Here is a 23,726-nt window from a genome sequence, read left to right on the forward strand (position 1 = left end):
ATGAACGCCGGTCAGATCGAGCCGATCAATGTATCCCCCGAACGCGAGGACATCGCCATCGTCGGCATGTCCTGCCGCTTCCCGGGCGCCGCCGACTATGCGCAGTACTGGCGCAACCTGGGCGCCGGGGTCTCCAGCGTGGGCGAGGTGCCGGCGAACCGCTGGGACAGGGAGGCGTTCTACTCGCCCGACGTGCGCGAGCCGAACAAGTCGACCAGCAAGTGGGGCGGCTTCATGGACGGCGTGGAGTTCTTCGACGCCGACTTCTTCGGCATCTCCGCGCGGGAAGCGGCGGTGATGGATCCGCAGCAGCGCATCATGCTGGAGCAGGCCTGGAACTGCCTGGAGGATGCCGGCTACGACCCGCGCGCCTTCAGCGGCACGCGCACCGGCGTCTATGTCGGCGTGTTCACCTTCGACTACCGCGACCACCTGGGCCGCGCGCTCGATGCCGTGGAGGCGCACGTCGCCACCGGCACGCATACCGCGCTCATTCCCAACCGCATCTCCTATTTCCTCAACCTGCACGGCCCCAGCATTCCGGTCGACACGGCCTGTTCCAGCTCGCTGGTAGCCTTGCACAAGGCCGCGCACGCCATCCGCCGCGGCGAATGCGAACAGGCCCTGGTCGGCGGCGTCAGCGTGCTGTGCAGCCCGACCCATTTCATCTCGTTCTCCAAGACCGGCATGCTGTCGCCGGACGGCAGCTGCAAGACCTTCGACGAGCACGCCAACGGTTACGTGCGCGGCGAAGGCGCGGCGATGGTGCTGGTCAAGCCGCTGGCCAAGGCGGTGGCCGACAAGGACCGCATCCTGGCGGTGCTGCGCGGCAGCGCCGTCAACCATGGCGGGCATGCGCGCACGGTCACTTATCCGGGTTCGCTGGCGCAGTCCAACGTGGTGGCGCATGCGCTGCGCGAAGCGGACGTGCCGGTAGGCACGGTGAGCTATGTGGAGGCGCACGGCACCGGCACGCCTAAGGGCGATCCGATCGAGATCGAAGGCCTGAAGATGGCTTTCGCCCGCGTGGCGGAGGAGCGCGGCGAAGTACTGGATGCCGGGTCCTGCGGCATCGGCAGCGTCAAGACCAATATCGGCCACCTGGAATCGGTGGCCGGCATGGCCGGTTTGATCAAGACCATCCTGTGCATGCGCCATGGCGTGTTTCCGCCGCTGGTGCATTACACCAGGCTCAATCCGCGCATTGCGCTGGAAGGCAGTCCGTTCTTTATCGTCGACCGGGCGCAGCCGTGGGTGGTGCGCAAGGACGAGCAAGGGCGGCCGGTTCCGCGCCGCGCGGGCATCAGCTCGTTCGGCTTCGGCGGCGTCAACTCGCATGTGGTGGTCGAGGAGTATCCCGCCGGCGAGGCGGCAGCCGACGAGGTGGCCCCGTCGCGCGAACCTGCGCTGATCGTGCTTTCCGCGAAGACCGTGCCGGTGCTGCGCGAGCGCGCGAAGCAGCTGCTGGACGTGCTGGATTCCGGTGAAATCGGCGATGGACAGTTGGCCGATCTCGCTTACACCCTGCAGATGGGACGGCAGGGGATGGCGGCGCGCCTGGCGGTGGTGGTGGATTCGGTGGCGGCGCTGCGCGCGCGGCTGCAGTCGTGGCTTGACGGCGACACGCGCGGCATCTTTGCCGGCGAGCTTTCGGCCGAGGCGACCGCATGGTCCGCGGAAGCGGTTTTGGTCCAGCCCGATGCGGACGCGCTCGAAACGGCGCGGCGCTGGGCCGCGGGCGAGTCCTTCGATTGGGCCGCTCTTTACGCCTCCGTTCCGCGCCGCCGCCTTGCCTTGCCGACCTATCCCTTCGTGCGCGACAAGCACTGGGTCGAGCTGAAAACGGCAGTCGGCGCGCAGGCGGCGATCCATCCGCTCGTGCATCGCAATACCTCGACCGTGTCCGGCCTGCGCTTCACCAGCCGGTTCAGCGGCCGCGAATCTTTCCTTGCCGACCACGTGGTGCAGTCGCGGCCGACCCTGCCGGCGGCGGCGCAGCTGGAGATGGTCCGTTGCGCCGCGGAGCTTGCGTTCGCCGCGGGTGGCGCCTGCCGCCTGCAGGATGTGGTGTGGCTGCGCCCCTTCGTCGCCGAAGACGAGTCCAGGGATTGCCATGTCGCGCTGTTCGCGGAAGGCGAGGGGCGCTTCGGCTTCGAGATCTACGACGACGAAGGCGAGGGCTGCGTCTACAGCCAGGGTGCGGTGACGAGGCAGCTTGCTGCTGCCGAACCTGCGACGCACGATCTGACCGCATGGCGGGCGCGCTGCCGGCGCTCCGTCCGCGAGGCGGGCGCCAGCTACGAGTTGTTCGATCGTATCGGCCTGGCCTACGGACCCGCGCATCGCGCGCTGGGCGAAGTACTGATCGGCGATACGGAGGCGCTTGCGCGCATCGTGCTGCCCGACGCCGCCAAGCCTTCGCAGGGCGACTACGTGCTGCATCCCAGCGTGCTGGATGCCGCGCTGCAGGCGGCCATCGTGGTCGCCGCCGACGGGCAGTGGACGGATGCCGGACTCGCCCTGCCTTTTGCGCTGGCGTCGCTGGACGTGATGGCGCCATGCCATGGCGACCTGTGGGCACTGCTCCGCCGCGAAGCAGGACAGCGCACTGGCGATGGCGTCAGCCGCTTCGATATCGATCTTTGCGACGACAGTGGCGCGGTCTGCGCGCGCCTTGGCGGCTTCTCGCTGCGTGCGGTGGGGCAGGCGAACGAAGAAGCCGTGCGCACGGCGCTGTTCGTCCCTGCGTGGACGCCAGCGGCGGCCGCGACCGGAGCGGCTCTCGCGCAACATCTGGTGCTGTCATGCGTGCCGTCAGCGAGCCCGCACGTGCCCGGCGCGGCCTTTGTCGATATCGACATGCATGGCGATCTGGCGGAGCGCTACGAGTCGGCGGCGGCTTCGCTGCTCGAAGCGATCCAGGCGCTGGTGCCGCAACCCGGGCGGCACCTGGTGCAGGTGGTCGTTCCCCAAGCCGGCGAAGCGCAGCTGCTGGGCGGCCTCGGCGGCCTGCTGCGCACCGCGCAGCGCGAGAATCCGCGCATTGTCGGCCAGCTGATCGAAGTCGAGCCGGGGCAGGACATCGCCCGGGCCATCGCCGATAGCCGCGAAAGCCTCGCATCGCGCATCCGCTATGTGGATGGCGTGCGCCAGGAAGGTGCGTGGCAGGAGACGGCGGCGCCATCCGTCGCGCGCTCGCCCTGGAAAGCGGGTGGAACCTACCTGATCACCGGCGGAGCAGGCGGCCTGGGCCGGATCCTCGCCCGCCACATCGCTGCGTCCGCAAAGGACGCCACGCTGATCCTCACCGGCCGCTCGCCGTTGCCCGATGCGGGCTTCGCCGAGCTGGCGGCCATGGGCGCCACGGTGCGCTATCGCCAGCTCGACGTGGGCGACCGGGAAGCGGTCCTGTCCTGCGTCAGCGAACTTGCCAGCCTCAACGGCATCGTCCACGCCGCCGGCGTCCTGCGCGACAGCCTGCTGGTGCGCAAGACCCGCGACGAACTGCAGGAGGTGCTGCGCGCGAAAGTCGCCGGCACGCTGCATCTGGACGAAGCCAGCCGCGATCTGGATCTGGATCTTTTCCTCTGCTTCGCCTCCACCTCCGGCGCGCTCGGCAATGTCGGCCAGGCCGACTATGCGGCGGCGAACGCTTTCATGGACGCCTTCGCCCGCCATCGCGCCGAACTCGTCGCCCAAGGCCGGCGCCGCGGCCGCAGCCTGTCCGTGGACTGGCCGCTGTGGGAAGCGGGCGGCATGCGCGTCGATGACGCAACGCGCGCGGAGCTGCTCGCGCACAGCGGGCTGGTGCCGTTGCGCACGGCCAGCGGCCTCGCCGCGCTGGAGCAGGCGCTGGCGCTGGACGTTGCGCAAGTGCTGGTGGCGGAAGGCGCGATCGCCCGGTTCAAGGCTGCGCTCGTGGACAGCCCGGCTGCGGTGTCCACAGCTCCGATCGAGGCGGGTTCCGTCTCCGCCGAATTGCGCGACAAGGCGGTGCGCTACTTCGTCCGCCTGCTGGCCGGCACGCTCAAGCGCGCGCCGGAGAGCATCGACGCACGGGCGCGGATGGAAGCCTATGGCATCGATTCGATCCTGGTGATGGAACTGACCCGCTCGCTGGAGCAGGTGTTCGGCACGCTGTCCAAGACCTTGCTGTTCGAATACCAGACCATTGCCGAGCTGGCGGGGCATTTCCTCGAAGAGCATCGCGAGCGGCTGGTCGAGGCGCTGGGTGAGACCGCGCAGGAAGCACCGGTGGCGGGGCCGCGCGACACAGTCGCGCCGCCGCCGCTGTCGCGCCGTCCGCGTTTCGGTGTCAGCCAGCCCGAGCGCTTGGCGGCGGCGCTCGATGCCAAGAGCGCGGCCGGCGAGATCGCCATCGTCGGCGTGGCTGGCCGCTATCCGCAGGCGGCCGATCTCGCCGCGTTCTGGGCCAACCTCAGCCAGGGCGTCGACAGCATCACCGAGATTCCCGCCGAACGCTGGGACTACCGCGACTACTACGACGCCGACCGCGATGCGCCGGGCAAGACCTACGGGAAATGGGGCGGCTTTATCGATGGCGTCGACCGCTTCGATCCGCTGTTCTTCAATATCTCGCCGCGCGAAGCGGAACTGATGGACCCGCAGGAGCGCCTGTTCCTCGAATGCGTGCATGCCACGCTGGAAGATGCCGGCTACACGCGCGAGAACGTGGCCGAGGACGGCAACGTCGGCGTGTTCGCCGGCGTGATGTACGAGGAATACCAGCTCTACGGCGCGCAGGAGCAGGCGCGCGGCAACAACCTTGCGCTGCTCAACAGCCCCGCCTCGGTTGCCAACCGCGTTTCCTACTTCTGCAACTTCAACGGCCCCAGCCTGGCGCTGGACACCATGTGCTCGTCGTCGCTGACGGCGATCCATCTCGCCTGCCAGGCCATCCAGCGCGGCGATTGCGCCGTGGCCATCGCCGGCGGCGTGAACGTGTCGATCCACCCGAACAAGTACCTGATGCTGGCCCAGGGCCGGTTTATTTCGGGCAAGGGCCGCTGCGAGAGCTTCGGCGAGGGCGGCGAAGGCTATGTGCCGGGCGAGGGCGTGGGCGCGGTGCTGCTGAAGCCCTTGGCGCAGGCGCAGGCCGATGGCGACCACATCTATGGCGTGATCCGCGCCACCGCGGTCAATCACGGCGGCAAGACCAACGGCTACACGGTGCCGAATCCGAACGCGCAGGCGAAGGTGATCGAGCGCGCGCTGCGCCGGGGCGGTGTCGATGCGCGCGAGATCAGCTATATCGAGGCGCACGGCACGGGCACCAGCCTGGGCGACCCGATCGAGATCGCAGGCCTGGCCAAGGCGTTCCGCCACTGGACGCGCGACACGCGCTACTGCGCCATCGGTTCGGCGAAATCGAATATCGGCCACTGCGAAAGCGCGGCCGGCATTGCCGGCGTCACCAAGGTGCTGCTGCAGCTGAAGCATCGGCAGCTGGCGCCGAGCCTGCATTCGGCGGTGCTGAATCCGAACATCGATTTCGACGCCACGCCGTTCGTGGTGCAGCAGGAGCTGGCGCCGTGGGCGCGGCCGGTGATCGATGGGCGCGAGCGGCCGCGGCTGGCAGGTATCTCTTCGTTCGGCGCGGGTGGGGCGAATGCCCACGTGGTGATCGAGGAGTACATCGCGCCGCAACCGGCGGCACAGCCGTCCGGTCCGGCACTCGTCGTGCTTTCGGCGCGCCATGAGGACAGGCTGCGTGAGCAGGCTGCGCGCCTGCTTGCCGCGATCGAGGCGGACCGGCAACTGCCGCTGCACGATCTGGCCTACACCCTGCAGGTGGGCCGCGAAGCGATGGACGAGCGGCTGGGCGTGCTCGCTCATTCGCTGGAGGATCTGCGCACGAAACTCGCGGCCTACGTGGCCGGAGAAAGCGCGATCGAGGATCTTTATCGCGGACAGGCGCGGCGCAACAAGGACGCCTTGGCTGTCTTCGCCGGCGACGACGATGCGGAAGCCATCGTCGAGGCGTGGATCGCGCGCGGCAAGTTCGGCAAGCTGCTCGATCTGTGGGTCAGGGGCCTGGCGATCGATTGGGCGCGCCTGCGCACGGATGCACCGCTGAGGCGCATCAGCCTGCCCAGCTACCCGTTTGCGCGCGAACGCTATTGGGTGCAGACGGGCGAGGCCCGCCCGCTTGCCCCCATGACCGGTGCGAACCTGCACCCGCTACTGCAGCGCAATACCTCGGATCTCGACGGGCCGCGTTTCAGTGCCGGCTTCAGCGGCGGCGAATTCTTCTTCGTGGACCATGTAGTGCGTGGCACGCGCATGCTGCCCGGCGTCGCCCAGCTGGAAATGGCGCGCCGCGCGGTCGCCGAAGTGGCCGGTGCCGGTTTCGAGCCGCGCCTGAAGAACGTGTCGTGGCTGCGGCCGATCGTTGCCGGTCCGGATGGCATCGCGCTGCAGTTGTCGCTTTATCCGGAAGCCGATGGCGCTGTCGGTTTCGAGATCCATGGCGGGGGCGACCTGGTTTACGCACAAGGCATGGCCGTCGATGGGCGCGGTGCCGAGGCGGTGGCGAATCACGATCTCGTGCTGCTGCGCTCATCGTGCACGACGACTTACACCGCAGCGGACTGCTACGCCGCCTTGGCGCGGATGGGTCTGCAGTACGGGCCGTCGTTCCAGGGCATCCGCGAACTCTTCACCGGCGCCGGCCAGGTGCTCGCGCGCATTGCCGTTCCTGCAGCGGCGCCGGCGGATGGCTACGAACTGCATCCCAGCCTGCTCGATGCGGCATTCCAGGCCACGCTGGGCCTGCAGTTCCCGGTGCCCGCGGCTGCCGTGCCGCAGGTGCCGTTCGCGCTCGGCGGCCTGCAGGTGCTGCGCTCGTGCGCGGATGTCGCCTGGGCCGTGGTGCGCTACAGCGCCGGCAGCGCCGGCAGCGGCGCCGGGCAGGCGGTGCCGCGCCTGGATATCGATCTGTGCGACGAGCAGGGGACGGTCTGCGTCCGCTTCACCGACGTGGGGCTGCGCGCGATGGCGGCCGCGGCGAACGAGCCCGCCGCGGCTCGCACCCTGATGCTGGAACCGGCATGGGCCGCGAAACCGGCCGGCGCTGCCGGCGCCGAGCCGTTCGCCAGCCATCTGGTCATGGCCTGCGGTGTCGACGCGGGCGTTGCACCGCCGGGCGTGACCGTGGTTGCGACTTCGATGGATGGCGATCTCGCGGCGTGCTACGAAGCCGCCGCCGCTACCTTGCTGGAGCGGTTGCAGGCCTTGTCCACGCAGGGCGGCATCCATCGCGTGCAGATCGTGGTGCCCGCCCATGGCGGCGGCAGCCCGATGGCCGGCCTGCTCGGCATGCTGCGCACGGCGCGCCTGGAAAATCCGCGCCTCCACGGCCAGCTGATCGCGGTCGAACCCGGACAGGATGTCGCCAGGGCGCTGCTGGACAACCGGGACGACGACGCGCGCCATGTGCGCTACGCCGGCGGCGAGCGGCAGGTGGCGGGCTGGGCCGAACGCCAGGTTCCCGCTGCTTCCTCGCCGTGGAAGGACCACGGCGTCTACCTGATCACCGGCGGCGCCGGCGGACTCGGCTCGATTTTCGCCGAAGCGATCGCCCGCGGCGCGCGCAATCCGGTGCTGGTATTGACTGGCCGCTCCGCGCCGGACGAACGCATCCACACGGTCATCCGTCGCCTGGAAGCACTCGGCGCCGTGGTGCGGTATCACGCCGTCGACGTCGCCGATGCTGCGTCGCTGACCGCGCTGGTGCGCGGCATCCCCGAAGAGTTCGAAAGCCTCGATGGCGTGATCCACGCAGCCGGCGTATTGCGCGACGGCTATCTGGCCGGCAAGACCCGCCAGGAGCTGCGCGACGTCTTCGCGGCCAAGGTGGCCGGCACGCTGAATCTCGACGAAGCCACCCGCGACATGCCGCTGGATTGCTTCGTCTGCTTCTCCTCGATCGCCGGCGCCGCGGGCAATGTGGGTCAGGCCGACTATGCCGCGGCGAACGCCTTCATGGACGCTTTCGCGCACGAACGCGCCGCCCGCGTGGCGCGTGGCGAGCGCTACGGCCGCTCGCTGTCGGTGAACTGGCCGCTGTGGGAAGAGGGCGGCATGCACGCCGACGAGGCGACGCGCGCCATGCTGCTGCGGCAGTGGGGCATGCGCGCGATGGGCAGCGCGCATGGCGTGGATGCGCTGCACCGGGCGCTGGCCGCCGGCATCGGCCAGGTGCTGGTGATCGAAGGCGATGCCGCCCGCATTCGCGAAGTCTTTCTCGATGCGCCCCGTGTCGCGCCTGCGGCGGAAGCGCGCGCCGTGCCCGCTGCATCCAGCGATGCCGTTCCGGCGCAAGGCCTGCGCGATCCGCTCAAGCGCGCGCTGATGGCCCAGGTATCCGCGCTGATCAAGGTGAAGCCGGAAGATCTCGATGGCGATACCTCGCTCAACGAGTACGGCTTCGATTCGATCTCGCTGACCGGCTTCGCCAACGCGCTGAACCGGCAGTACGGCCTCGACCTGATGCCGACGATCTTCTTCGAGTACGCCACGCTGGATGGCCTGGCCGGTTATCTGGAGCGCGAATACCGCGACGTGCTGGCGGCGCGCTTTGCTGCACCGGTGCCGGCGGCAGCGACGCCCGCACCGGTCGTCGCGGCCGAAGCGCCGGCGCAGGAGGCCCGCCGCGCGCGCCGCGGCTACGCCGCCACCGCCGCGGCTCCCGCACCCGCAGCGAAACAACCGGTAGCGATCATCGGCATCAGCGGGCGCTTCCCCATGGCCGAGGATATCGATGCGTTCTGGCGCAACCTCGACGAAGGCCGCGACTGCATCGGCGAGATGCCCGCCGGCCGCGCCGACTGGCTGGCCTGGCACGGCGAACGCGCGCCGGAAGGCAGCGCGGGCCAGATTGTGCGCGGCGGCTTTATCGAGGGCGTGGACGCATTCGACCCGGCCTTCTTCGGCATCTCGCCGCGCGAAGCGGAGCTGATGGATCCGCAGCAGCGGCTGATGATGATCCACATATGGAAGGCGCTGGAGGATGCCGGCTACGCCGCCTCGGCGCTGGCCGGCAGCGACCTGGGCCTGTATGTGGGCACCATGCCCAGCGGCTATGCCACCCTGGCCAGCCGTGCCGGCGCGGCGATCGAGGGTTACTCCTCCACCGGCACGGTGGCGTCGGTCGGTCCCAACCGCATGAGCTATTTCCTCGGCGTGCACGGGCCGAGCGAGCCGGTGGAAACCGCCTGTTCCAGCTCCCTGGTGGCGCTGCGCCGCGCGGTGCTGGCGATCGGGCGCGGCGATTGCGCCATGGCGGTGGCCGGTGGCGTCAACACCATCGTCAACCCGGAGTTGCATATCAGTTTCGAGCGCGCCGGCATGCTCAGCGCCGATGCCCGCTGCAAGACCTTTTCCGCCGATGCCGATGGCTATGTGCGCGGCGAAGGCGTGGCCATGCTGGTGCTGAAGAAGCTGGCCGATGCCGAGCGCGATGGCGACCATATCTACGGCCTGGTGCGCGGCACCGCGGAAAACCACGGCGGCCGCGCCAATTCGCTTACCGCGCCGAATCCGGCGGCCCAGGCCGCGGTGATCCGCCGCGCGCACCAGGACGCCGGCATCGATCCGCGCACGGTGACCTATATCGAAGCGCACGGCACCGGCACGCCGCTGGGCGATCCGGTGGAAGTGAATGGACTGAAGGCGGCGTTCCGCGATCTCTATGCCGCCACCGGCGGCGAAGTGGCCGAAGCGCACTGCGCGCTCGGTTCGGTCAAGACCAATATCGGCCATCTGGAACTGGCCGCCGGCGTGGCCGGCGTGGTCAAGGTGCTGCTGCAGATGAAGCACCGCAGGCTGGTGAAGAGCCTGCATGCGCAGACGCTCAATCCGTATATCGACCTGGCGGGCAGTCCGTTCCGCGTAGTCGGCGAGGCGCGCGAATGGACGGCATTGCGCGACGCGCAGGGCCGCGCCGTGCCACGGCGCGCAGGTGTGAGTTCGTTCGGCTTCGGCGGCGTCAATGCGCACGTCGTGCTGGAGGAGTACATCGCGCCGGTGGCCGATGCGCCGGCTGTCGAAGGTCCGGTCGCCGTGCTGCTGTCCGCGCGCGATGGCGAGCGCTTGCACGAGCAGGTGCGGGAGCTTGCGGCTTTCGTCGCCTCGCCGGAGACGCGCGCCAGCGTTTCGTTGGCGGATCTCGGCTACACCTTGCAGATCGGCCGCGAGCCGATGGAGGAACGCCTCGGCGTGATCGCCGGTTCGCTGGACGATCTGCACGGCAAGCTGGCACGCTTCCTGGACGGCACCGGCGCGGTGCATCGCGGCCGTGCCGACAAGGCGCGCGAGGGCATGGACGGCAAGATCGAGGCATGGATCGCGCAGGGGCGGCTGGATACGCTGGTCGAGCTGTGGGTACAGGGCCACGCCATCGACTGGCGCAGGCTGCATGCCCACCGCGTGCCGCGGCGCGTCAGCCTGCCGACTTATCCGTTCGCGGCGGAGCGCTACTGGATCGCGGCGGGCGCGGCGCCGCGCGCTGGCGCGGCTGCGCTGCATCCGCTGGTACAGCGCAATACCTCGACCTTGGAAGGGCCGCGTTTCAGCAGCCGCTTCGGTGGGAACGAGACAGTGTTCGCCGATCATCGCGTCGGCGGGCGTGCGGTGTTGCCGGGTGTTGCGCAGTTGGAGATGGCGCGTGCTGCGGCGGGTCTGGCGCTGGAATCCAGCGGTCCCCTGCACCTGAAGGACGTCGCGTGGATGCGGCCGGTGCTGGCCGGCGACGAGGGCGTGGAGCTGCATCTGTCGCTTTATCCGCGGGATGGCGGCGATGTCGCCTATGAACTCCATGCGGATGGCGATCTGCTTTATGGCCGGGGTACGGTCACGACGATGGCCAGCGCGGCTGCGCCGACGCCGCATGACATCGATGCCTTGCGCTCGCGCTGCGCGGCGCGGCATCTCGATGCTGCCGCGTGCTATGCGATGTTCGAGGCCATGGGCCTGGGTTATGGCGAAGGCTTCCGCGGCCTCGTCGAAGTGTTCGCGGGCGAGGGCACGGTGCTCGCGAGGGTTGCGCTGCCCGAGGCCTGGCGCGCGGCGGGGCAGGCTTATGAGCTGCCGCCGGGCCTGCTCGATGCGGCCCTGCAAGCCTCCATTGGCCTGTTCGCCGGTGATGGCGGCAACACGCCGCCACTGATGCTTCCCGTGTCGCTTGCTGCGCTGGATGTCTTAGGGCCATGCGCGGATGCCACCTGGGTCGTGGTCCGGCGGAGCGATGCGGCGGACGTGGTGGATATCGATCTGTGCGGCGACGACGGCATGCCGCGCCTGCGTTTCCACAGGCTGGCGTTCCGTGCCATTGAGGCCGCGTCGGCCGAAAACGGCGTCGTCATGGAGCCGATGGCGATCGCCCCTGTGCAGGCGGCGCCCATCGCCGTAGAGCACGCCGAAGACGATGCTGCCTTCCTGGAACGCGCCACGCGCCATTTCGAGCGCTTCCTGTCGGCCGCGCTGAAGCTGCCCGCGCACCGGATCGAGCGCAAGGCGCGGATGGAGACCTATGGCATCGACTCGCTGATGGTGCTCGACCTCACACGCGCCTTGGAAAAGACCTTCGGTCCGCTGCCGAAGACGCTGTTCTTCGAGTACCAGACGCTGGCCGACCTGTCCGGCTATTTCGCGCGGCAGCATCGCGAGGCGCTGGCCGGGCTGCTCGGCGAGCGGCGCAGCGCGGCCGCGGCGGTATCCATGCCCGTGGCAACGAAGACGGCGGCCGCGCCTCCGACACGCCAGGCACGCTATGCCTTGCGCAACCGCGCCATCGGCGACGAGAGCGGCGCCATTGCCATCATCGGCGTCGCCGGCCGCTATCCCCAGGCCATCGATCTGGATGCGTTCTGGGCCAACCTGAGCCAGGGCGTCGACAGCATCACCGAGATCCCGGCCGAGCGCTGGGACCACTCGCGCTACTTCGACGAAGACCGCAACGCCCCGGGCAAGACCTACGGCAAGTGGGGCGGTTTTATCGAAGGCGTCGACCGCTTCGATCCGCTGTTCTTCAATATCTCCCCGCGCGAAGCGGAACTGATGGATCCGCAGGAACGGCTGTTCCTCGAATGCGTGCATGCGACGCTGGAAGATGCCGGCTACACGCGGGAGAACGTGGCCGAGGACGGCAACGTCGGCGTGTTCGCCGGCGTGATGTACGAGGAATACCAGCTCTACGGCGCGCAGGAGCAGGCGCGCGGCAAGGCGCTGGCGGTGCCGGGCCATCCGGCGTCGATCGCCAACCGCGTCTCGTACTTCTGCAACTTCAACGGCCCGAGCATGGCGCTGGACACCATGTGCTCGTCGTCGCTGACCGCGATCCACCTGGCCTGCCAGGCGATCCAGCGCGGCGATTGCGCGGTGGCGCTGGCCGGTGGCGTCAATGTGTCGGTGCATCCGAATAAATACCTCACCCTGGCCCAGGGGCGCTTTATCTCGGGCAAGGGCCGCTGCGAGAGCTTCGGCGAGGGCGGCGAAGGCTATGTGCCGGGCGAGGGCGTGGGCGCGGTGCTGCTCAAGCCCCTGGAACAGGCCCATGCCGACGGCGACCATATCTACGGCGTGATCCGCGCCACCGCGGTCAATCACGGCGGCAAGACCAACGGCTATACGGTGCCGAACCCGAATGCGCAGGCGGAGGTGATCGAACGCGCCTTGCGCAAGGGCAGGATCGACGCGCGCCATATCAGCTATATCGAAGCGCATGGCACGGGCACCAGCCTGGGCGATCCGATCGAGATCGCCGGACTGTCGAAGGCGTTCGCGCACTGGACGGCGGACACCGGCTACTGCGCGATCGGTTCGGCGAAGTCGAATATCGGCCACTGCGAAAGCGCGGCGGGGATTGCCGGTGTCACCAAGGTGCTGCTGCAGCTGAAGCATCGCCAGCTGGCGCCGAGCCTGCATTCGGCGGTGTTGAATCCGAATATCGATTTCGATGCGACGCCGTTCGTGGTGCAGCAGGAGCTGGCGCCGTGGGCGCGGCCGGTGATCGATGGGCGCGAGCGGCCGCGGCTGGCCGGCATTTCCTCGTTCGGCGCCGGTGGCGCGAATGCCCATGTGGTGATCGAAGAGTACGTCGAAGCCCTATCGATCGAGCATCGGGACGACGGCCCGGCCATCGTGCCGCTGTCGGCGCGCGACGACGCGCGCCTGCGCGAACAGGCCCAGCGCCTGCTGGCCGCCATCGAGGCCGATCCGCAACTGTCGCTGCACGATCTCGCCTACACGCTGCAGGTCGGCCGCGAAGCGATGGACGAGCGCCTCGCGCTGCTGGTGCATACGCTGGACGAGCTGCGCGGCAAGCTCGCCGCCTGGCTGGCCGGCGACACGGCGATCGACGAGCTTTACCAGGGACAGGCGAAGCGCAACCGCGAGGCGCTGGCCGAGCTCACCGATGACGACGATATGGACGGCACGGTGCGTGCGTGGCTGGCCAAGGGCAAGCACGGCAAGCTGCTGGCGCTGTGGGCGAAGGGTTTGGCGTTCGACTGGCGCAGCCTGCACGCGGGCCGGCCGTTGCGCCGCGTGAGCCTGCCGACATATCCGTTCGCCCGCGAGCGTTACTGGCTGCCGCTGGAGGCTGCGCCTTCGAACGAATCGCAAGCCGCCGCATTGCATCCGCTGCTGCACCGGAATACCTCGACGTTCGCGCTGCAGCGTTTCAGCTCGCGCTTCACCGGCCGGGAGTTTTTCCTTGCCGACCACGTGGTGCGCGGCAACCGCGTGCTGCCCGGCGTGGCGCAGCTGGAAATGGTGCACCGGGCCGTGCGCGAGGCGCTGGATGGCGACGAGCGGCTGCGCTTGGTGGACGTGGCATGGCAGCGGCCGGTGGTGGCGGATGCGGATAGGCTGGAGGTGCATGTCGCCTTGCTGCCGCAGGACGATGCGGCGATCCGCTTCGAGATATCCAGGGGCGATACGGTCTGCACGGTCGGATCGGTGGCTGTCGTCGAGGAAGGCGAGCCGCCGGCCGCGCATGACATCGAGAGCCTGCGCCGGATCTGCGTGGCGTCGCGGCTGGATGCGGCGCAGTGCCAGTTGGCCTTCGAGCGCATGGGGTTGGCATACGGCCCTTCGCTGCGCGGTTTGACGGAAGTTCTGGTCGGGACCGGGCAGGCCCTGGCGCGCATCGTTCTGCCGGCGGGTACGAAGCTGGACGGATTCGGCCTGCATCCGAGCCTGCTCGATGCGGCCTTGCAGGCCACGCTCGGCCTGGCTTCGCCCGAGGGCGGCACGCTGTGGTTGCCCGCATCGCTCGCGTCGCTGGACATCCATGCCGCGTGCGCCGAGCGCATGTGGGCCGTGGTGACGCGGCACGACGACAGCGACTCAACCGGCAAGAGCTTCGATATCGACCTGTGCGATGACGCGGGCCGGATCTGCATCCGTTTCGGCGGCGTGCTCCTCCGCAAGGCGCCCGCCATCCAGGATGCCGCGCCGGTTCTGCTGGCGGCGCCCGCATGGCTTGCGCAGCAGGCGGCTTCGGGAGACGTGGCGGGCTCCGTGGCAAAACATGCCGTGCTGCTTGCCGGCCTCGCGGCGGCGGAAGCCGATCGTGTGCGCCTTACGTTCGGCGACGCCACGACTGTGGAGCTCGGCAGCGATCTTGCGCAGTCCTACGAAGCGGCCGCCGCCGCCTTGCTGGATACGCTGCGCGCATGGGCCACCGAGCCTGGCCCCTGCCTGGTGCAGGTGGTAGTGCCGGCGCAGGGCGCGGCGCAGGCGATGGCCGGACTGGAAGGCATGCTGCGCACCGCGCGGCTGGAGAATCCGGGGATCCGCGGCCAGCTGATCCGTATCGAGGCGGGCCAGGATGCGGTGCGGGTGTTGGCAGAGAACCGCTCTGACGACGCCGTTTCGATTCGCTATGTGGATGGCGTGCGCCAGACCGCCGGGTGGACGGAAGCGCAACCGGCGGCGGATACCGTTTCGCCGTGGAAAGCCGGCGGCACCTACCTCATCACCGGTGGTGCAGGCGGCCTCGGGCTGGTGTTCGCCCGCGATATCGCCAGGCAGGCCCAAGGCGCCACCCTGGTGCTGACCGGCCGTTCACCGCTGAGCGGCGAAACACAGGCCGCGCTCGACGAACTCGCGGCGCTGGGTGCCACGGCCCGTTATCGCCAGCTCGACGTAGGCGACCGCGCCGCGGTGCTGGCCTGCGTGCGCGAGATCGCCGAGGCCGAAGGGCTGGACGGTATCCTGCACAGCGCCGGCGTGCTGCGCGATGGCTTTATCCTGCGCAAGTCGCACCAGGATCTGCGCGACGTGCTGCGCGCGAAGGTTGCCGGCACCGTGTATCTGGATGAGGCGAGCCGCGATCTCCCGCTCGACGCGTTTATCGTGTTCTCGTCGCTGGCAGGCGCCATCGGCAATGTCGGCCAGGCCGACTACGCGGCGGCGAACGCCTTCATGGATGCGTTTGCGCACCACCGCGATGGCCTGGTTGCGCAAGGCCAGCGCAGTGGCCGCAGCTTGTCGGTCAACTGGCCGCTGTGGGACCACGGCGGCATGCGCGTCGATGCGGCCACGCGGCAGCGTCTTCTGCGCGAGCGGGGCATGGCGCCGCTGGGGACCGTGGAAGGTTGCGCCGCCCTGGCGCAGGCATGGTCGCTGGGTTCGCCCCAGGTGCTGGTTGCCGCGGGAGACCTGGCGCGCCTGCGCGCGGATGTGCTGGGCCAGAGGGCGCAGCAGCGCGTCGCGGCACCGGAGCCGGCGCAAACGGCGGCGCCTGTCGAAACCTCGGCGGACGACTTGCGCGAGCGCACCGTGCGCCATCTGGTGCGCATGCTCTCGGCCACGCTGAAGCTCCCGCCGCAGCGCATCGACGCCGACGCCCGCCTGGAAGCCTACGGCATCGATTCGGTGATGACGCTGGACCTGACCGCGCGGCTGGAGCAGGCCTTCGGCGCGCTGCCGAAGACGCTGTTCTTCGAATACCAGTCGATCGCCGCGCTGGCGGATTACTTCCTGCAGCACCACCGTATGGCGCTGGCCGGGCTGGTGGGCGAAAGCACCGTCGCGGCGCCCGCGCCGGTGGCCGCGCCGGCGGCCGTGCTTTCTGCGCCCGTCGCGGCCAGCCGCCTGCGCTCGCGCTTCGTCAGCCGCACCGAAGTGAAGGAAGAGGGCATCGCCATCATCGGCGTCGCCGGCCGCTATCCGCAGGCGCGCAACCTCGAGGAGTTCTGGGCCAACCTCAGCCAGGGCCGCGACAGCATCACCGGGATCCCGTCCGACCGCTGGGATCACAGCCTGTACTTCGACGCGGACCGCAACGCCCCCGGCAAGACCTATGGCAAGTGGGGCGGCTTTATCGACGGCGTGGACCGTTTCGACGCGCGCTTCTTCCATATCTCGCCGCGCGAAGCGGAGCTGATGGACCCGCAGGAGCGGCTCTTCCTCGAATGCGTGCATGCCACGCTGGAAGACGCCGGCTACACGCGGGAGAACGTGGCCGAGGACGGCAACGTCGGCGTGTTCGCCGGCGTGATGTACGAGGAGTACCAGCTCTACGGTGCGCAGGAACAGGCGCATGGCCGCTTCGTGGCGGCGCCGGGCAGCCCGGCCTCGATCGCCAATCGCATCTCCTATTTCTGCGATTTCCACGGTCCCAGCCTGGCGCTGGACACCATGTGCTCGTCGTCGCTGACGGCGATCCACCTGGCCTGCGAGAGCCTGGCGCGCGGCGGTTGCGCGGTGGCCATTGCCGGCGGCGTCAATGTGTCGGTGCACCCCAACAAATACCTGGTGCTGGCGCAGGGCAAGTTCATTTCGGGCAAGGGGCGCTGCGAGAGTTTCGGCGAAGGCGGCGAAGGTTATGTGCCGGGCGAGGGTGTGGGCGCGGTGCTGCTTAAATCCCTGGCGCAGGCCAAGGCCGACGGCGACCATATCTACGGCGTGATCCGCGCCACCGCGGTCAACCATGGCGGCAAGACCAACGGCTATACCGTGCCGAACCCGAATGCGCAGGCCAAGGTGATCGAGCGCGCCCTGCGTGCCGGCGGCGTGGATGCGCGGCAGATCAGCTATATCGAAGCGCACGGCACGGGCACCAGCCTGGGCGATCCGATCGAGATCGCCGGATTGTCGAAGGCCTTTGCGCACTGGACGGCCGACACGGGCTACTGCGCGATCGGTTCGGCGAAGTCGAATATCGGGCATTGCGAAAGCGCGGCCGGTATCGCCGGGCTGACCAAGGTGCTGCTGCAGCTGAAGCACCGGCAGCTGGCGCCCAGCCTGCATTCGGCGGTGCTCAATCCGAATATCGATTTCGCGGCGACGCCGTTCGTGGTGCAGCAGGAGCTGGCCGCATGGCGGCGGCCGGTGATCGATGGGCGTGAACATCCGCGTATCGCCGGCATCTCGTCTTTCGGTGCGGGCGGGGCGAATGCCCATATGGTGGTCGAGGAGTACGTGCCCGCCGTCGCCGAAGAGCCGCCTGGCGGTCCCGCGTTGGTGCTGTTGTCCGCTCGCGACGAAGAACGGCTGCGCGAAAGAGCAGGCGAGTTGATGGCCCACCTGGCCAAGCCGGAACTCAAGTTGGCGGACCTGGCTTACACATTGCAGGTCGGCCGCGAAGCGATGGACGAACGCCTTGCGCTGCTGGTGCATTCGCTGGACGAACTGCGCGGCAAGCTCGCGGCATGGCTGGCCGGCGATACGGCGATCGAAGGCCTTTACCTGGGACAGGCGCGGCGCGGCGCGGACGCGCTTGCTGCGCTGGCCGGCGATGATGATATGGCCGCCACCGTGGCCAGCTGGTTTGCGCGCGGCAAGTACGAGCGGCTGCTCGATCTATGGACGAAGGGGTTCAATCTCGATTGGCGGCACCTGCATGTGAATGGTGTGCGCCCGCGCCGCATCAGCCTGCCGACGTATCCGTTCGCACGTGAACGCCATTGGTTCCCCACAGGAACGGCGCAGGCGCCTGCACGTGCCGAGCCGGTAATCGCTGCAGCGGCCGCACCCATCGAGACGCTGATGTTCCGGCCTGCATGGCCGGTGCGTCCCGTGTTTGAAGGTGCTGCCGCTCCCGCTTCGCGAGTCGTGCTGCTGTGCGGCCTGGAAGACGGGCTGGCGGTGCGTATCCGCGAGCAGTTCCCGCATGCGGCCTGCCTGGTCGCGCCAAGCGGTGCCGACCTCGGCAGTGCGTTCGAAGCGGCGGCGAGCTTGCTGCTGGAAACGCTGCAGGGTCTGGCCGCGCAGCCGGGGCAGCACCTGATCCAGGTCGTCGTGCCGCGCGAAGGCGAGTGGCAGGCGCTGTCCGGACTGGACGGCATGCTGCGCACCGCGCGGCTGGAGAGCCCGCGCCTGCTCGGCCAGCTGATCGCGGTCGAGGCTGGACAGGATGTCGCCGCCGCGCTGACGGAAGACGGCGCCGCGCAGCGCGTGCGCCATGTGCGCGGCGAGCGCCAGACCGCCGGATGGACCGAACTACGCCCGTCGGCGCAGGGCGCATCGCCCTGGAAGGATCACGGCGTCTACCTGATCACCGGCGGCGCCGGCGGCCTGGGCCTGATCTTTGCCCGCGCCATCGCCAGCGAAGTGCGCAACCCGGTGCTGGTACTCACCGGCCGTTCCGCGCTGGACGAAACGATCAAGAGCCGCATCCGCGAGCTGGAAGCGCTCGGCGCGGTGGTGCGCTATCACGCGGTGGACGTCGCCGACGCCGAGGCCATCGACACGCTGGTGCGCGGCATTCCGGAGGAGTTCGAAAGCCTCGACGGCATCGTGCACAGCGCCGGCGTGGTGCGCGACAGCTTCCTGCTGGCCAAGACCCGCGACGAACTGCGCCAGGTGCTGCGCGCCAAGGTGGCGGGCACGCTGAATCTCGACCGGGCCAGCCGCGACATGGCGCTGGATGCCTTTATCTGCTTCGCCTCCATCGCGGGTGCGCTGGGCAGCGTGGGGCAGGCCGATTACGCGGCGGCGAATGCCTTTATGGATGCCTTCGCGCATGAGCGCGCGGAGCGGGTGGCGCGCGGCGAACGGCAGGGACGCACGCTGTCGATCGACTGGCCGCTGTGGGCCGAAGGCGGCATGCAGGTGGATGCCGCGACGCAGGCGATGATGCGCCAGCAGCTGGGCATGCATCCGCTGGGCAGCGCCGAGGGCCTGCGCATCCTGCGCGAGGCCTGGGCCAGCGACGCCAGCCAGCTGCTGGTGGTGGCGGGCGAGCCGGAGCGTATCCGCGAGGCTGTGCTGGGCACGGCAACGCAGGGCATCGCCGCGCCGCCGGCTGCCATGGTGGAAGAGATGACGATCGAAGAGACGGCCGAATCGTCGCGCGAGGCGGTATGGACCGCGCTGACCGAGCTGGTCTCGGCCCTGATCAAGGTGAAGCCGGACGATCTGGACGGCGAAACCACTTTCAGCGAATACGGCTTCGATTCCGTCTCGCTGACCGAGTTCGGCAACGCCTTGAACCAGCGCTTCCAGCTGCGGCTGACGCCGACGGTGTTCTTCGAGCATCCCACGCTGGACCGCCTGATCGATCACCTGGTGCGCGAGCAGGGCGTCGTGGCTGCGCCGCCGGTACGCAAGCGTGCCGCTGCGGTGGTTTCCGCCGCCGCTGTGAGCGCACCCGTGCCGGTGGTTACTGTGCCCGCCGCGGACGAACCGATCGCCATCATCGGCATGAGCGGGCGCTTCCCCCACGCGGCGGATATCGAAGCGTTCTGGCGGAACCTGCGCGACGGCCGCGACTGCATCGACGAGATCCCGCCGTCGCGCTGGGACTGGCGCAGCCTGCATGGCGACCAGGGCCGCGAGGCGCATCGCACCCGGATCATCTGGGGCGGCTTTATCGATGGCGTCGACGAGTTCGATCCGCTGTTCTTCGGCGTCTCGCCCAAGGAAGCGGAGCTGATGGATCCGCAGCAGCGGCTGGCCATGATCCACGTATGGAAGGCACTGGAAGACGCCGGCTACGCGGGCGACGCGCTGGCGGGCAGCGATACGGCGGTCTATATCGGCACCGGCGCCACCGGCTATGGCCGGCTGGTCGACCGCGCGGGCCTGGGTGGCGAAGCGTACGCCTCGACCGGCGGCGTGCCTTCGGTCGGGCCCAACCGCATCAGCTTCATGTTCGACTGGCATGGGCCGAGCGAGCCGGTGGAAACGGCGTGTTCCAGTTCGCTGGTGGCGCTGGCGCGCGGCGTCGCCGCGATCCGCGGCGGGCAGGCCGCGGTCGCGGTGGTCGGCGGCGTCAACACCATCGTGACGCCGGAAGCGCATATCAGCTTCAGCAAGGCCGGCATGCTCAGCGCCGACGGCCGCTGCAAGACCTTCGCCGCCGAAGCCGACGGCTATGTGCGCGGCGAAGGCGTGGCGATGCTGGTGCTGAAGAAACTGTCGGAGGCCGAGCGCGATGGCGACTGCATCCATGGCCTGATCCGCGGCGTGGCGGAGAACCATGGCGGCCACGCCAACTCGCTGACCGCGCCCAATCCCGTGGCGCAGGCCGAGGTGATCCGCACGGCGCAGCGGCAGGCGGGCATCGATCCGCGCACGGTGAGCTATATCGAAGCGCACGGCACCGGTACGCGGCTGGGCGATCCGGTGGAGGTGCAGGGCCTGAAGGCGGCGTTCGGCGCAGAGGCGTTGGCCGCGCCGTACTGCGGGCTGGGTTCGGTCAAGACGAATATCGGCCATCTGGAACTGGCCGCGGGTGTGGCCGGCGTGGTGAAGGTGCTGCTGCAGATGAAGCACCGCACCCTGGTGCGCAGCCTGCACAGCGAACGGCTCAATCCGTATCTGGAACTGGACGGCAGTCCGTTCTACGTGGTGCGCGAGGCGCGGGAGTGGGCGGCATTGCGCGACGCGCAGGGCAGGCCGTTGCCGCGCCGTGCGGGCGTGAGTTCGTTCGGCTTCGGCGGCGTGAATGCGCACGTGGTGCTGGAGGAATATGTGGCGCCGGTGGCGGCGCGGCCGCCGGTGACCGCGCCGGTGCCGGTGCTGTTGTCGGCGCGCAACGAGCGGCAGCTGCAGGAGCAGGTTCGCCTGCTGCTGGACTTCGTTACGCGGTCCGAGGTGGATCTGGGCGATCTCGCCTATACGCTGCAGGTGGGGCGTGAAGCGATGGAGTCGCGGCTGGCGTTGCCGGTGGCGTCGATGGAGGAACTGCGTGAGCGGTTGCATTCCGTCGTGGCAGCCGGGGAGTCGTCGGCACTCATCCATCGTGGCACCGCATCGCGCGGACGCCGTGACGCCGCAGCCGATACGCAGGCGATCGGCGCGTGGACCGCGGCCCGCGACCTGGACAAGCTGCTCGATGCCTGGGTGAAGGGCGCCGCTGTCGATTGGCGGCAGTGGCACGGTGCGCGCAGGCCGCGTCGCATCGGCCTGCCGACCTATCCGTTCGCACGTGGCCGCTACTGGGTGCCGGAGACGACAGCGCCGCTTCGCAGCGAGCCCGTAGAACCTCTGCCCAGCGGCCACGAATGGCTGCTGCTGCCGACCTGGGAAGTCGTCGAGCCGAAGCTTGCCGCAAGCTCGGAAGGCGGACGCACCCTGATCGCCGGCGGCTCGCCGGCACGGCGGGCGATGCTGCTGGATGCGCTGCCGGATGCGGCGGTGCTCGATTCGATGCCGGTGGACGTCGCCGTGCTCGAACGACACTTGCGTGCGCTCGGCTCGTTCGACCGCATCGTCTGGCTGGCCGTCGACGAAGCCCGCGCGGCCGATGACGACGACGCGCTGATCGCTGCTCAGGAACACGGCGTGATCGCTGCGTTCCGCCTGGTCAAGGCCCTGCTCGCACTCGGCTTCGACCGCCGCGCGCTCGACTGGACCGTGGTGACCGTGCAGACGCAGTGCGTGCACGGCTCCGACACCGTCGCACCTGGCCATGCCGCGATCCACGGCTTCATGGGCGCGGTGGCGAAGGAATGCGCCAGCTGGCGCCTGCACCTGCTCGACATGCCGCGCGCCGATGCCTGGCCGCTCGACCGCATGTACCGGCTGGCCGGCGAGGGCCGCGGCGCCACCCTGGCCTGGCGTGGCGGCCAGTGGTTCCGCCAGGTGCTGTCGCGCGTGGATGCGGCGAGCGTGGCGCAACAGGCTTCGCCTTATCGCGACGACGGCGTCTATGTAGTGATCGGCGGCGCCGGCGGCATCGGCCAGGCCTGGAGCGAGCATATGATCCGCACGCATCGTGCGCGCATCGTGTGGATCGGCCGCCGCGCGGAAGACGAGGCGATCGCACAGGCGCTGACGCGGCTGGGCGCGCTCGGCGCGGCGCCGCTCTATATCGCCGCCGATGCGGCCGACCGCGCGGCGCTGCAACGGGCCTGCGCGGAAGTGCTCGCGCGCCATGGCGCGATCCACGGTGTGGTGCATGCGGCGATCGACCTGCTCGACAAGAGCGTGGCGCAGATGGACGAGTCGCGGCTGCGCGCGGGGCTGGCGGCCAAGGTCGCGGCCAGCGTGCGGATCGCCCAGGTGTTCGGCGCCCAACCGCTGGACTTCATGCTGTTCCTGTCCTCGCTGGCCGGCTTCGTGCGCGCCGCGGGGCAGGGCAACTATGCGGCGGGCTGCACCTTCAAGGATGCCTACGCACTGCATCTGGCCGCGCGCCTGCCGTATCCGGTGAAGGTGATGAACTGGGGCTACTGGGGCAGCGTCGGCGTGGTCGCCTCCGGCGATTACCGCGAGCGCATGGCGCGGCAGGGCATCGGTTCGATCGAGCCGGCCGAAGGCATGCGGGCGCTGGAACGGCTGCTGCGTTCGCCGCTGCCGCAGCTGGGCTTTATGAAGGCAGTGCGCGAGGACGTGCGCGGCGGCGTGTTCGATCTGGTCGGGCAGGCGAAGGTGCGCATGCACCCGGCCCGCTTCGACTCGGTGGCGGACACCCTGAGCGTGCCGCCGGCATTCCAGGGCGATGCGGCGCATCTCGCGGCCGAGGGCCGGGAGATCGACCGGCTGGCGCTGGCGATCCTGCGCGGCGAGCTGCAGGGCTTGGGGCTGGCGGATGCGGCGGCTGCTTCCCCGCGCTACGCACGCTGGCTGAAGCACAGCCTGCGCATGATCGCGCAGGCCGGCCTCACGGTGTCCCCTTCGCTGGAAGGCGCCTGGTCCGAATGGAACGCGCGCAAAGTGGCGTGGCAGGCCGCAGGCCATGTGCGGCAGGCCCAGGTAACCCTGGTCGACGCCATGCTGCGCTCGCTGCCGGCGATCCTGCGCGGCGAGGTCGAAGCCACCGCGGTGATGTTCCCGGACTCGTCGATGCGGCTGGTCGAGGGCGTCTACCAGGGCAATGCCGTCGCCGATCATTTCAACGACGTGCTGTGCGAGGCGGTGCTCGCCTTCGTCGCGGCCCGCGTGGCGCGCGATCCGGCGGCGCGCATCCGCATCGTCGAGATCGGCGCCGGCACCGGCGGCACCAGCGCGCGGGTCATGGCGCGGCTGGCGCCGTATGCGCAACACATCGGCGAGTACTGCTACACCGACCTGTCGCGCGCCTTCCTGCTGCACGCGCAGGGCAAGTACGGGCCGTCGTATCCCTATCTCTCGTACCGGCTGCTGGATATCGGCAGCCCGCTCGAAGGGCAGGAGATCGAGGCCGGCGGCTACGACCTGGCCATCGCCACCAACGTGCTGCACGCCACGCGCGACATCCGCGAGAGCCTGCGCAACACCAAGGCCTTGCTGGGTGCGAACGGGCAGCTGGTGCTCAACGAGCTGGCCAG

Annotated in this window: 1 protein-coding gene (cut by a window edge); it reads left to right on the forward strand. The window is 69.4% G+C overall.

Annotation, left to right across the window (positions count from 1 at the left end):
• Positions 1 to 23,726, forward strand: the 5' portion of a protein-coding gene (locus FHW85_RS13555) for a non-ribosomal peptide synthetase (protein WP_168648573.1). It continues 8,071 nt past the right edge of the window; the window shows 23,726 of its 31,797 coding nt (coding positions 1-23,726); it begins with the start codon at positions 1 to 3; the stop codon falls past the right edge of the window.

Origin of the sequence: Dyella sp. SG609 (genome assembly GCF_012275375.1) — a bacterium.
GTDB lineage: Bacteria > Pseudomonadota > Gammaproteobacteria > Xanthomonadales > Rhodanobacteraceae > Dyella_D > Dyella_D marensis.